At 65.9% G+C, this 13476-nt stretch carries 11 protein-coding genes; 7 read left to right on the plus strand and 4 right to left on the minus strand.

Features of this window, described 5'->3' with window-relative positions; translation table 11 throughout:
- Window positions 1-3: 3 nt before the first annotated feature.
- Window positions 4-387, plus strand: a complete 384-nt coding sequence (locus tag ACSQ1W_RS07600; RefSeq protein WP_054665533.1) for a DUF1622 domain-containing protein — start codon at window positions 4-6, stop codon at window positions 385-387.
- A gap of 113 nt (window positions 388-500) precedes the next feature.
- Here the strand turns inward: ACSQ1W_RS07600 and ACSQ1W_RS07605 are convergent, their stop codons facing one another.
- Window positions 501-704, minus strand: a complete 204-nt coding sequence (locus ACSQ1W_RS07605) for a heavy-metal-associated domain-containing protein (protein WP_162407209.1) — start codon at window positions 702-704, stop codon at window positions 501-503.
- A gap of 151 nt (window positions 705-855) precedes the next feature.
- Between ACSQ1W_RS07605 and ACSQ1W_RS07610 the strand changes: the two genes are divergently transcribed.
- The 6 genes from ACSQ1W_RS07610 to ACSQ1W_RS07635 all read left to right on the plus strand — a co-directional run bounded on the left by ACSQ1W_RS07610 (window position 856) and on the right by ACSQ1W_RS07635 (window position 8679).
- The gene (locus ACSQ1W_RS07610) at window positions 856-3228 is read left to right on the plus strand and encodes a heavy metal translocating P-type ATPase (RefSeq protein ID WP_287998941.1); all 2373 of its coding nucleotides are present in this window, start codon (window positions 856-858) and stop codon (window positions 3226-3228) included.
- Window position 3229: 1 nt separating this feature from the next.
- On the plus strand, window positions 3230-3703 hold the full coding sequence (cueR, locus tag ACSQ1W_RS07615) for a Cu(I)-responsive transcriptional regulator (protein WP_287998575.1): 474 nt from the start codon (window positions 3230-3232) through the stop codon (window positions 3701-3703).
- A 338-nt stretch (window positions 3704-4041) separates the two neighbouring features.
- Window positions 4042-5922 (plus strand): copper resistance system multicopper oxidase, encoded by a 1881-nt coding sequence (locus ACSQ1W_RS07620; RefSeq protein ID WP_436042622.1) that lies wholly within the window; start codon window positions 4042-4044, stop codon window positions 5920-5922.
- A gap of 167 nt (window positions 5923-6089) precedes the next feature.
- Window positions 6090-6965 (plus strand): copper resistance protein B, encoded by an 876-nt coding sequence (locus tag ACSQ1W_RS07625; protein WP_287998579.1) that lies wholly within the window; start codon window positions 6090-6092, stop codon window positions 6963-6965.
- 126 nt (window positions 6966-7091) lie between these two features.
- Window positions 7092-8426 carry an ABC1 kinase family protein gene (locus ACSQ1W_RS07630; protein ID WP_436042624.1) on the plus strand — a complete coding sequence of 445 codons (1335 nt, stop codon included), beginning with the start codon at window positions 7092-7094 and terminating at the stop codon, window positions 8424-8426.
- Window positions 8380-8679 carry a hypothetical protein gene (locus tag ACSQ1W_RS07635; RefSeq protein WP_436042626.1) on the plus strand — a complete coding sequence of 100 codons (300 nt, stop codon included), beginning with the start codon at window positions 8380-8382 and terminating at the stop codon, window positions 8677-8679. The genes ACSQ1W_RS07630 and ACSQ1W_RS07635 overlap by 47 nt, the downstream gene beginning before the upstream one ends.
- Window positions 8680-8741: 62 nt before the next feature.
- Here ACSQ1W_RS07635 and ACSQ1W_RS07640 read toward each other — a convergent pair whose 3' ends face one another.
- From ACSQ1W_RS07640 to ACSQ1W_RS07650, 3 genes are all read right to left on the minus strand, one after another.
- Window positions 8742-10469, minus strand: a complete 1728-nt coding sequence (locus ACSQ1W_RS07640; protein ID WP_246194441.1) for a DUF3141 domain-containing protein — start codon at window positions 10467-10469, stop codon at window positions 8742-8744.
- A gap of 117 nt (window positions 10470-10586) precedes the next feature.
- Window positions 10587-12113: a thymidine phosphorylase family protein gene (locus ACSQ1W_RS07645; protein ID WP_054665550.1), complete on the minus strand. Its 1527-nt coding sequence runs from the start codon at window positions 12111-12113 to the stop codon at window positions 10587-10589.
- On the minus strand, window positions 12110-13465 hold the full coding sequence (locus ACSQ1W_RS07650) for an MBL fold metallo-hydrolase RNA specificity domain-containing protein (protein WP_081420139.1): 1356 nt from the start codon (window positions 13463-13465) through the stop codon (window positions 12110-12112). The genes ACSQ1W_RS07645 and ACSQ1W_RS07650 overlap by 4 nt, the downstream gene beginning before the upstream one ends.
- Window positions 13466-13476: the final 11 nt, after the last annotated feature.

Raw genomic sequence — 13476 nt, forward strand, 5'->3', positions numbered from 1 at the left:
CCGATGAGCGTCGACTTGCCACATGCCGCCATCGGAATCGCGGTGGCTGGATTCGAGTTGTTCGGTGTCGGCGTCATCACGCTGGGAAGCCTGTTGGCGTGTGGGCGGTTCGCCTTCCTTCACACGAAGGTCGGGATGACGGCGCGCTATCACGCCCTGCGGCAGGAGCTCGGCGGCACGATCGTCTTGGGCCTGGAGTTCCTCGTGGCCGCGGACATCATCCGCACCGTCACCATCGATCCCTCGCTCCAGGGCGTGGCGATCCTTGCGCTGATCGTGCTGATCCGCACCTTCCTGAGCGTTGCACTGCAAATCGAGATCGAACGAGGATGGTCGTGGCGGCGCCGTCGACCGGCGGCGCCCGACCACCCGGATGATCCCGGCTGAGCGAACCGGCCCACACGCTCAAGGCACAGCGTCGTGCGACGACCGCGCTGGCGAGAGCCCCTTCGCTGCTTGCAGCCGATCAATGGGACTTGAACGCTCCGCCGGGCGGCGCGTCAGGGATCGACGCCAATCGCCTGGTAGCCCGCCTTGGTCAGGGCGGCTTTCACGATCTCGCTAGGCTGCTCGGACACGACCTGCACCCGTCGGGTATGAACGTCAGCCTGAACCCGGGCATCCGGGTCGACGGACTGGATGGCGCGCGTCACACCTCGGACGCAGCCGCCGCACGTCATGTTCTGGATGTGAAATGCGTGCATGGGGCACCTCCTGCTGATTTGTGTACGGTTAGGATGGGCCTTGCCATCGTTGGAAGGTCAAGGGTTTTCGCGGGCCATGCAGGGGTTGACCTTCCCACCGTAGGAACCCGCAGACTTGTTTACTGACCATTGCACCGGCGAGATGAACACCATGGATTCCGTTGCCCCAAGCGCCTCCCTGCGAACGAACGCTGTGCGGAAGACCGAACTCGCCATCGAGGGCATGACCTGCGCGTCCTGTGTCGGACGTGTGGAGCGCGCCTTGCGCGCCGTCCCTGGCGTGATGGCGGCGCGCGTCAATCTGGCGACGGAGCGCGCAGTCGTGGAAGGCGGCGCGGACTCCCCACTGCTGATCCAGGCCATCGACGACGCAGGGTATGCGGCACGGCCGATCGACCGGGCGGCCTTGCGCGAGGCCGATGACGCAGCCCGCAAGGAGGCCGAGCAGGCGGCACTGAAACGCGCGGTGGTCGTGTCCATTGCGCTGACCTTGCCGGTCGTCGCGCTGGAGATGGGCTCGCACCTCGTTCCCGGCCTGCATCACCTGATCGTGCGCACCATCGGCATGCAGTGGAACTGGATCATCCAGTTCGCGCTGACGACGCTGGTGATCCTCGGGCCAGGCCGGCGCTTCTATCAGCAGGGTTTCCCCGCGCTGTTGCGCCTGGCGCCGGACATGAACTCGCTGGTGGCGGTCGGCACCTTGGCCGCTTACGCCTACTCGCTGGTCGCGACCTTCACGCCCGCGCTGTTGCCCGCGCAGGCGGTCAACGTCTACTACGAGGCGGCGGCCGTCATCGTCACCCTGATTCTCATCGGCCGGTCCCTGGAAGCGCGGGCCAGAGGGCGCGCCTCCCAGGCGATCCAGCGGCTGGTCGGGTTGCAGGCGCGGACCGCGCGCGTGCGCCGTGACGGGCAGACGGCCGAGATCGCTCTCGGCGAGGTGGCGCCGGGGGATACCGTCGAAGTGCGGCCCGGCGAACGTGTACCGGTCGACGGCGAGGTGATCGAGGGCGACAGCTACGTCGATGAGTCCATGATCACGGGCGAGCCGGTGCCGGTGGCGAAGACCGCCGGCAGCGCGGTGGTCGGGGGCACGGTCAACCAGAACGGCGCGCTGGCGTTCCGCGCGACCGCAGTGGGCGAGTCCACGGTGCTCTCCCGGATCATCCGCATGGTCGAGGAAGCACAGGGCTCCAAGCTACCCATCCAGGCTCTGGTCGACCAGGTGACGTCGTGGTTCGTCCCGGCCGTGATCGGCGTGGCGCTGCTGACATTCCTGCTCTGGCTCGCCTTCGGCCCCTCACCGGCGCTGACGTTCGCGCTGGTCAACGCCGTCGCCGTGCTGATCATCGCCTGTCCCTGCGCGATGGGGCTGGCCACGCCCACCTCGATCATGGTCGGCACCGGGCGCGGCGCGGAAATGGGCGTGTTGTTCCGCAAGGGCGAGGCCTTGCAGTTGCTCAAGGATGCCAAGGTCGTCGCGCTGGACAAGACCGGTACGCTGACCGAAGGCCGGCCGGTGCTCACCGATCTGGAACTCGCCGAGGGCTTCGACCGGGCGCAGGTGCTGGCGCGGATCGCGGCCGTCGAGGCGATGTCGGAACACCCGGTCGGCCGCGCCATCGTGGAGGCCGCCCAAGCCGAAGGCCTGGTCTTGCCGGAGGTCGCCGGCTTCAGGTCCGAGACCGGGTACGGCGTCGAGGCCAAGGTGGACGGATTGGGTGTCCAGATCGGTGCCGACCGCTACATGCACCGGCTGGGGCTGGATGTGACCGCCTTCGCCGGCAACGCGCAACGGGTGGGCGACGAGGGCAAATCGCCGCTCTACGCAGCGATCGGCGGCAAGCTCGCGGCCGTCATCGCCGTGGCCGATCCGATCAAGGACACAACCCCCGAGGCCATCGCCGCGCTCCACGTGTTGGGTCTCAAGGTGGCCATGATCACCGGCGACAACCGGCGCACGGCCGAGGCCATCGCCCGCCATCTGGGCATCGACGAGGTGGTCGCCGAGGTGCTGCCGGAGGGCAAGGTGGAGTCGGTGCGCAGGCTCAGGGCCTTGCATGGCCATCTGGTGTTCGTGGGCGATGGCATCAACGACGCGCCGGCCTTGGCGGAGGCCGAGGTGGGTATCGCCATCGGCACGGGCACCGATATCGCGATCGAGGCGGCCGACGTGGTGCTGATGTCGGGCAGCCTCAAGGGCGTGCCCAACGCCATCGCGCTGTCGAAGAGGACGATCCGCAACATCCGGCAGAACCTGTTCTGGGCGTTCGCCTACAACGCGGCCCTGATCCCGGTTGCCGCGGGTGTGCTGTATCCGGCGTACGGCGTCTTGCTCTCGCCGGTCTTCGCGGCAGGCGCCATGGCGTTGTCGAGCGTCTTCGTCCTCGGCAACGCACTCAGGTTACGGCGATTCCAACCGCCGACGACGGCCGCGTCGGCTGGCCAACTGCCGGCTTCGAGGGGTGCCGCCGCTTCGGCGAGTTTCGGGGCGGCGGGCTTGGGACCGAAAGGAGAATGAGGTGAACATCGGTGACGCGGCGAAGGCCTCGGGTGTATCGGCCAAGATGATCCGCTACTACGAGCAGATCGGGTTGATTCCACCGGCTGGCCGCACGCACGCAGGCTACCGGGATTACACCGAAAAGGACGTCCACGTGCTGCGCTTCGTCCGGCGCGCGAGGGATCTGGGATTCTCCGTCGCCGAGATCGATGGCCTGTTGCAGCTCTGGCGCAACCGCCGCCGGCGCAGCGCCGACGTCAAGCGTATCGCCCTGGACCACATCGAGGATCTGCAACGGCGGATCGCCGACATGCAAGAGATGGCAGCGACACTCCAGCAGCTGGCGACATGCTGCTCGGGGGACGACCGTCCCGATTGCCCGATCCTGGCCGATCTCGAACAGGCGTCTGCGGCGGCGGCGAAAGAACCCAAGCGCCGACGCGGCGCGGTCGACGACCGTGGTGTCGGCAAGCGCAAGGCCCAGCGGGGGTAAGGCGCAACCGCCCAAGCATCGAGGCCTCTGGCAGGGCGAATGACCATGAAATGACGGGAATGTAATGGATGGGTCATCCCGCCGAAAGTGACCCCCTCCTAGGCTGGTCACCATGACGCGAGCACCACGCCCTTGCGTTCAACCCCGACCGTTGCCTGGATCCTGTGCGGCCCATCTGGCAAGCATTCCGGCCACCGTCACGTGGCTTGTCATGCGCACGCTGACCCGCGTTCCTCACCACGCTGGCGCTTTCTCCGGCGCGCGTGGCCGGCACCCAGATCGTGGCGATGGGCCGGGCGGGCTCGATGTCAGCCGATACCGATCATAGGAGGTCATGCATGCGATCCAGACTTTCAGGCACGAACGCCGCCGAGCAGCTGCTGCTGTCTCGAAGGCAGTTCGTTCAAGGATTGGCAGCGGGTGGCGCAGTGCTGGGCCTGGGACTTTGGCCGAAGCAGAGCTGGGCGCTCCGCTCCCCTGGCCAGCTCGAAGTCCTGTCGGGCACGCAGTTCGACCTGACCATAGGCGATACCCTGGTCAACTACACGGGCAAGACGCGGCCCGCCATCACCGTCAACGGCTCGGTGCCTGCACCGATCCTGCGCTGGCGCGAAGGCACGCGGGTGCAGCTCAGGGCCCGGAATGACCTTCCCCCCGGCTCGATCCACGGCGACGCGACGTCGATCCACTGGCACGGCATCCTGCTGCCCGCCAACATGGATGGGGTTCCCGGCTTCAGCTTCGACGGCATCAACCGCGGCGAGAGCTACCTGTACGAGTTCGATGTCCGCCAGAGCGGAACCTACTGGTACCACAGTCATTCGGGGTTCCAGGAACAGGGCGGCATGTACGGGCCGCTGATCATCGACCCCATCGATCCGCCTCCGTTCTCCTACGATCGAGACTACGTGGTCTTCCTGTCCGATTGGACCGACATGGACCCGGCGCGCCTGTTCGCCCGGCTGAAGAAGCTGTCGGAGTACGACAATTACTACCAGCGTACGGTGGGCGACTTCTTCCGCGACGTGCGCCGGGACGGCTTGAGCGCGACGCTAAGCGATCGCGAGGCATGGGGACGCATGCGCATGACGCCGACCGACCTGTCCGACGTCAACGCGCATACCTACACCTACCTGATAAACGGGACCACGTCGCTGGGCAACTGGACGGGACTTTTCCGTGCCGGTGAGAAGGTGCGCCTGCGTTTCATCAACGGTGCGGCGATGACCTACTTCGACGTCCGCATCCCGGGCCTGAAGATGACGGTCGTCGAGGTCGACGGCCAGTACGTCCACCCGCTGACGGTGGACGAGCTGCGCATCGCCACTGCCGAAACCTTCGACGTGATCGTCGAGCCTACCGGGCAGGACGCCTTCACGATCTTCGCCCAAGACTCCGCGCGCACCGGCTACGTCAGTGGCACGCTTGCGGTCCGCGAGGGCTTGCGTGCTCCGGTACCGGCGGTGGACCCGCGGCCGCTGCTGACCATGGCCGACATGGGGCATGGCGGCCACGGTGCCCATTCCGGACTGGCGGCCGCATCGGCCGATCCGCATGCCGGGCATGGCGCCGCGCCGGCGCCGGACCCCCACGCGGGCCACGGGGCGGGGGCCGTGGCCGCCGATCCGCATGCCGGGCACGGCGTTCCGGCCGCACCAGGCGCGCACTCCGCGCATGAAGGCGGCGGCATGCAGATGCAGACTCATCCGGCCAGCGAAACGGGCAATCCCCTGGTGGACATGCGGACCATGACGCCGGAGCCGCGACTGTCCGATCCTGGGATCGGTCTGCGCGGCAACGACCGTAAGGTGGCGACGTATGCCGACCTGAAGAGCCTGTTCGAGGACCCCGACGGTCGCGAGCCGGGGCGCACGGTGGAGCTGCACCTGACCGGCCACATGGAGCGCTTTGCCTGGTCGTTCGATGGGATCAAGTTCGCCGACGCCGAGCCGCTGCGCCTCAACTACGGCGAACGCATGCGCATCGTGCTGGTGAACGACACCATGATGTCGCATCCGATCCATCTGCATGGCCTGTGGAGCGATCTTGAGGACGAACAGGGCAACTTCCACTTGCGCAAGCACACCATCGACATGCCGCCGGGCACGAAGCGCAGCTACCGGGTGCGCGCCGACGCGCTCGGTCGCTGGGCCTACCACTGCCATCTCTTCTTCCACATGGAATCCGGGATGTTCCGGGAAGTGAGGGTCGAAGAATGACGAGCGTGAGAACATCGATGCGTTGGGCTGCGCTGGCCGCAGCATTGCTGCTCCCTCCTGTCGGCGCCCACGCGCAGCACGCCGGTCATGGCCAGCCTGTCCCGTCGAGTCCGACTGCGAACCAGCAGGAAGAGGACGCGACGACAGCGCAGTCTCCCAATGCCGGCATGGACCACTCGCAGATGGATCATGGACAGCATGGTCGCCCACAGGTCGACCACTCGCAGATGGATCATTCGCAGCATGATCGTCCGCAGGTCGACCATTCGCAGGTCGACCATTCGCAGATGGATCATTCCCGGATGGGGGTGTTCGACTCGCCACGCGAACCCATCCCCGCCGTCACGGATGCCGATCGCCTGGCGGCATTTCCGACGCTGAAGGACTACCACAAGCATGGAACCAGCCTGAACTCCTTCTGGCTTATGGATCAGCTGGAAGGGGCGAACACGGATGAAGGCAGGGAGATCGCCTGGGAGGGAATCGGCTGGGTCGGTAGCGACATCAACCGCCTCTGGCTGAGGACCAAGGGGCACGCCCTGGACGAGAACCTGCAGCGCGCGCGGGTGGAGGCGATGTACGGACGCGCGATCCATCCCTGGTGGGATGCCGTGGTGGGCGTGCGCCGGGATTTCGGTGACTTCGGCGGAGGCGGAACGCCGCGCACCTGGGCCGCGTTCGGCGTTCAGGGGCTGGCGCCCTATAAGTTCGAGGTTTCCGCAACGGGTTACGTCGCAGAAGGCGGCAAGACGGCGGCGATCGTCGAGGCCGAGTACGACATGCTGTTCACCAACCGGCTGATCGCAAGCTGGGGTGTCGAAGCCAACTGGTTCGGGCAGTCCGATCCGGCGGAAGTCATCGGGTCAGGCTTGAGCACGGTAGAAGGAGGTGTGCGATTGCGCTACGAGATCACGCGGCAGTTCGCGCCCTATATCGGGTTCGAGCGCGAATGGAGCTTCGGCGAGACGTCCGACCTGCGCAGGCTCAGCGGTCATTCCCGAACCGACAACCGCTGGGTGGTCGGCCTGCGCTTGTGGTTCTGACGTAGATGCGTTTGGGGTTGGGGAGATGGCGGGGTGGTGCCATCGTAGGAGGGCCTGGAATGCAACCCGCATCAGGCCATCGAACACGAAATCGAAGGTCATATGCGTCCACCCCGAATCTCATCGTTGCGTCGTGGCATTCAGATTGTGGTCGCTGCCCTTGGATTCGGTTTGGCATGGTGGCGCCTGCGGAAGACCACGCCATCGGTGCTGGCGGAGCGTTTGCGCGAGACGCTGGAGGGGCTGGGCACGACTTTCGTGAAGCTCGGTCAAGGCTTGAGCTTGCGTCGCGACATGCTGCCCGACGCGTACCGCGTGGTGCTGGAGGACTTGCATAACCGGGTGCCGCCGTTCTCGTCGCAGCTTGCCGAAGCTGCCATCAAAGATGCGTTCGGCCAACCGGCGGCAACGCTGTTCGCACGGTTCGATGCAATTCCCTTTGCTGCAGCGTCCGTGGCCCAGGTTCATCGAGCCCGTACGCACGACGGGCAAGAGGCCGTGGTCAAGGTTCGCCGCCCCGGTGTCGTCTCCCAGGTCAAGACCGATCTTCTGCTGCTGCGCTTGCTGGTGAGGATTTTGCTTCCTGTGTGGCCGCAGCTCAGGCGGCAACAGCCGCTGGCGCTGATCGACGAACTCGGCATGCAGTTGCTTGCAGAAATCGATCTGGATCACGAAGCGCGGAATATGCGGCGTTTGCAGTCAGCAATCGCGGGGCTGCCAGGCGTCATGATGCCCCGCGTCGTCGAGCCCTATGTCTCGCCTAACGTACTAGTTCAGGAATACAGCAGCGGCGGCGTCGTCACCGACTTCGCCGGAAGCGACCGAGGGCGCGCCATTGCCGATCAGTTGTTCAATGCCTATCTGCACCTCTTGTTCGTTCGCGGCGTGTACCACGCCGACCCACATCCAGGAAACCTGTTCGCGATGGCGGACGGGCGCCTGTGCTTTCATGACCTCGGCTCGATCGGATATCTGGATCCGGCGGCGCGACGTGCGCTTGCACGCATGATCGCTGCCGTACCCTATGCGGACGCGGACGAGGTGTTGGACTCGGCGCTTCTCCTGGGCTTCATCGTTGTGCCCGTGGACCGTCGCGAGTACACGCGCGCCATCGGCGAGATTCTCAACGAACTGGAGAGCCTGCCCGTTACCGAGTGGTCGCTGGCCGAGATGGTGTGGCGGATCTCACGCCTGGGCGGAGGAGAGCGTTTCCGGCTGCCCCGGCATCTGCTGGTCCTGATCCGAACACTGTTCCTGGTCGAGAACACGATTCGCCAGCTCGATCCGGAGTTCAACCTGCTGGGAAGTTTCGAGTTCCACCGCGAAACCCTTGCCGCTTCGTTGAGCAAGGAGGCGGCCCGCAGCCGGCGGCCGGTGGCCGGTGGCCGAGCGTGCTGCGCGCACGGCCGACAGCTTGTCGACGATCGCATCGGAACTGCTCAGGTCGGCGATGATGGATGATGGGAGGCCGAGCCTGACCATGTACCACCGGGGGCTTGAGGCATTGCAGGCCAACATCAGCCGGACCGGCAACAGACTGTCGGTCGCGTTGATCACACTGGGGCTTTACCTTGCTGGATCGCTCTTGATGCAGCACAGCATTGGGCCTCGCATCTCGGGCGACATGCCGTTGTTCGCGGTCGTCGCGTATTTGCTGGCCCTATTGCTGTCGCTACGCCTGGTTCTGGCGATCTCGCGCTCCGGTCACTTGTGACGACTGGCGCCTAAGCCTTCATCCGCCGATCCACTACGCAACCAAGCCGCGAGCGCGAATCGTCAGGCCGCGCCGAGCCTTCCCGGCATGGCGCCGAACACAAGCGCGAACCACCATTCCATCGCCTCGTCGCGATGCTTGCGCCCATCTTCGATGGCCTGGGTAACCTGCGCGCTCGCCGCCTGCTCCTGCGCTGCGAAGGGGTTGTCCGCGGGCAATGGCGTCCGCTCCTTCCTGATCAGGGGCGCCAGGGCCGCGACGGCGTGCATCCAGGGGCTGAAGGCCTCCGAAAGCAGGTAGCGGCTGGTGCGCATCGGATGCAGCCATTCCAGCGCCGAGGCGCTCCAGGGATTGCTCATGGCGCTCAAGACGGGACTCACGAACGTCTTGTAGAACAATTCGTTCGTCTCCGACATCCCTCGCACTTTCTCGAACGCTGCATTAGGGACATCGAACCGCAGGTCCTCGACCTGTCGCTCCTCGAAACGGACGGTGTACTGCGACCGCGCGCAATCCGGGTCGCCGGTGGGGCTGTCGATCTTCATCTCGTAGAGGCCCGGGGCCAATGCCTCGACGTCCGCCAGGGTCTCCAGGATGGCCCGATGCTCGAAGCGGGCGACCTTCGCGGAGACGAAGATCCCCAGATGACCAACATGCGGGTTGGTCAGGTAGACGATGCGCTGATCCGCCTGCTTGAGCGCGTCCGTGTCGGGATAGACCACGGGAATCCAGCCCAGTGCCTGGTGAGGCGGCGTGATGTTGTCACCGTAGGAGGCGAAGACCACCAGCGGGTTGCGGATGCGCTTCAGGTCGACGGCGCAGTGCTCGTCGATCCGCAGCTTGCCTTCCTCGAGACGGTTGCCGATGAACAGGTTCTCGACAATGGCGACGATCTCTTCGCGGCTCATGAAGTACCAGGCATTCCACCAGCGCTCGAACTGGAGGAAGCGATCACGCTCGGTATCCACATGCGCGAAGAGGTTGGCGTACTTCTCCCACACGCCTTCCGGCTTGAGATTCTCGAAGTTCTGGATGAGCCAGGCGCCGTCGAAACGACCATTGCCTAGATCCGCGAGCAGATGGGTCATCCACACGCCGCCCACGAATCCTCCGGCGAGCCGCATCGGGTTCATACCCGCGGCGCCCGCCCAGTAGGACAGCGGCGATCCGTTGAGCACGACTGGCCCGCTCAGGCCCTGGCAGTCCGCCGCGAGCAGCGTGAGTGCCCAACCCGCCTGGCAGTTGCCGTACAGCACAGGAGGCTGGCCGGGATGGCGCCTCGCCACTTCCTCCACGAAGCGCCGCAGCGCCTGCAACACGTCCGCGAGCGTCTGGCCGGGACATGGTTCAGGATAAAACGAGACGAAGTAAACGGCATGGCCGCGATGCAGCGCGATACCGACTTCGGAGTCGGTCTTGAAGCCGCCGATGCCTGGGCCATGTCCGGCACGCGGATCGACGACCACCACGGGCGGCCTGGAGGCATCCAGGCAGTCTTCGATGCAGTGGTCCCCGGCCCGCGTGATGCGAAGGAGCGCGTAGTTGGCCGGATGCTCGAAGCGCCGGGCATCGAGCAGCGTTTCGTAGTCGAAGTCCAGCAGCGGAGGCTTGCCCGCGCGCTCGTGGGCGATCATGTCGTCGGCCCGCTGGCGCAGTGTGTCCCAGAACAGCACCGCGCGCTCGAACACGTCACGCGAGTAGCCCACTGCCTGAGCGAAGTCGTACACGGCAGAACCTGCAAGCGCTTGTTCGGCGGAATGATCTGTCGACACCGACGGCACGGCTGCCACGGGTGATGCGTGAACAGCCCTTTCGCTTCTGGATCTGCCCGCAGCGCGCTTCGCTGAACGAGTCCGGGTTTCACGTGGGCGCATCTTGGCCTCCAATGGAGATACTGCCGCGACGTCTCAAGTCGCGATTTCGATGATGTCCGGGTTCCGGGACGCATATTCCATGGCATAGGCCAGTTCACCCGCGGTGTCGGCGTGCAACTGAAGCAGCGGCTGTCCGATGCCGACGTCAGCTCCCAGCATGACCTCCATGGTGACGCCGGCGGCCTTGGCCTCGGGCGCACCGGCCAACTTAGCGAGCTGGGCAATCTTGCGGTTGTTGATCTGGACGATCCTCCCAGCACGCGCCGCAGTCAGGGGCCGGATGTGCAAGGCCCTGGGCGGCTCGCGCATGCCGCCCTGCGCCTGGCAGATCCGCTGGAACTTCGTCCAGGCCTGACCGTCAGCCAAGGTGGCCAAGGCCAGCGCATAGCCTGCTCCTGGCTCTGCCGCGCCGCCGATTTCGAGCGCGGCGCCGGCGAGCACTGCGGCCCGGTGCCGCAGATCGCCGGGCGCATCGGGTTTGTTCTGAAGGACGGCGAGAATATCGTGCGCTTCGAGGGCGGGGCCGATCCCTCGGCCCACCGGCTGGCTGCCGTCGGTGCGGATGCACGTCGCGGCCAACCCGAAGTGCGCGGCGACCGCGATCAGGCGGTCGCCCAGCCGATCTGCGGCTTCCTCCGTGCGGACCTTGGCGGTCGGCCCGACCGGGATATCGAGCACGACGTGATTGGAGCCCGCCGCGATCTTCTTGGACAGCACGGAGGCGATCAATTGCCCCTCGGTGTCCACGTCCAGTTCCCGTTCCACGCGAACGAAGATGTCGTCGGCGGGACTGAGATGCACAGCACCGCCCCAGGCGATGCAGCCGCCTTCCTGATCCACGACGCGCCGCATGGTGGCCAGGTCAAGATCCACAGGCGCCAATGTTTCCATGGTGTCGGCGGTGCCCGCCGGCGACGTGATCGCGCGCGATGAGGTCTTGGGCATCACCAGGCCGTGGGCTGCCACGATGGCGACGACGATCGGCGTGGTCCGGTTGCCTGGCAGTCCGCCGATGCAGTGCTTGTCCACCACCACCGGAGCGTTCCACGTCAGGCGCTCCCCGGCATCGATCATCGCGGCGGTCAGATCGACCGTTTCCTGTTCGTCCAGCGGCAGGGCCGCACTGGCCGTCAGGAACGCGGCTAGATGCACGTCCGTGTAGCGTCCCGCCGTCACGTCCGCGACGACGGCTTGCAGCGCGGCCGCATCGAGCCGATGGCCATAGATCCGCCGTCGAACGCTGGCCAAGGAGTCCAGGGCGGGGGCATGGGAGACCTCAATGGGGGCGCCCTCGGCGACGCCCAGCCGTTCCCAGGCGGATTCGGAGAGTGCGGCTTCGCCTGGCGCAACCAGATCGCCATCGGCCTGATAGAGCACTGCCTGCACCTGTCGCCCACCGGCCGAAAGCAACACCTGCGATCGTGAGGCGAGTCCCTCGGCGCGGCACACGTGGCAATCCGTGCGCATGACCGCAATCGACTGGTGTTGGGCATAAAGCCCCAGGCGCCGAGCGCGTAGCGTCGGCGGCGAATCGGCCACCTGGGCATCACGCGCGTTCATAGTTCGAACACCTGCCCGAAGCGCGGCACCGAGACAGGCCAGCCGTTCTCCTTGTCGATGCGTACGCGCAGTGCCTCGGAGGCCTCCGGTTCGCCATGCACGACGAAGATCCGCGAAGGCGCGTGCCGAAAACCGGAGAGCCAGCGCATCAGCTCGTTGGCATCGGCGTGCGCGGACAATTCCGGCAGGTTGGCGACCTGCGCATTGACCGGCACCCATTGACCGTGAATCCTGATTTCGCGTGTGCCTTGCAGCATCGCCTGGCCGCGCGTTCCTGCGGCCTGGTAGCCGGAGAACAGGATCGTGTTCTCGCGCTTGGGCGCGAACGCCGCGAGGTGGTGCAGCACGCGGCCGCCGGTCGCCATGCCGCTGGCCGAGATGACGACCTTGGGGAATCGGCTGGCGGTGATCTGCTTGGATTCCTCGACCTCGCGGGTATACGTGGCGATCCCGCAGGCGGCATGACAGATCTCGGCGGGCAGGCGGTGGTCGGCGAGGTGATCGCAGAGCAGCTCGCTGGCGTTGATCGCCATCGGACTGTCCAGATAGATGGGCACCGAACCCAGGCGCCCGGCCTGGCGCAGCTTCCAGAGGTAATAGAGCAGCAATTGTGCGCGGCCCACCGCGAACGCGGGAATGACAACCGTGCCGCCGCGGCCGACCGTTGTCTCGATGACGGCCCCGAGTGCTTCGGCGGCATCGCTCGGGGCATGGGTCCGGTTGCCGTAGGTGGACTCGATCACCACATAATCGGCTTCGGTCACGGGCTGCGGATCGAACAGCATCGGGTCGTCGTAGCGGCCGAGGTCACCCGAGAACACGATGCGCTTGCCGCCCCAGTCGATCTCCGCCGTAGCGGCACCCAGGATATGCCCGGCGTAGCGGAACGTCAGCGTCGCACCGTCGGGAAGCGGGGCCGGCTTGCCGAACGGCACATTGGAGAACTGCTTGAGCGCGCGCTCGGCATCCTGCACGGTATACAGCGGCAGGGCGGGCTTGTGCTTGCTGAAACCCTTGCGATTGGCGTACTCGGCATCCTTTTCCTGCAGATGGCCGCTGTCCTTGAGGATCAATTCGGCCACGTCGCGGGTTGCGGCGGTGGCGTAGATGCGTCCGCGAAAGCCATCGCGCACGAGTCTTGGCAGATAACCGGAGTGGTCGAGATGCGCATGCGTCAACACCACCGCGTCGAGTTCCTTCGGCGCGATCGGCAACGGCTCCCAGTTCAGCTCGCGCAGATTCTTGAGGCCTTGGAACAGGCCACAGTCGACCAGGATGTGTTTCCCGTTGTGGCTCAGCAGGTGCTTGGAGCCGGTGACGGTGCCAGCACCGCCGAACGAGGTGAGCTTCAAGAGAGGAATCC

The sequence above is a fragment of the Pseudoxanthomonas sp. LjRoot143 genome (genome assembly GCF_964252945.1).
Classification (GTDB): Bacteria; Pseudomonadota; Gammaproteobacteria; order Xanthomonadales; family Xanthomonadaceae; genus Pseudoxanthomonas_A.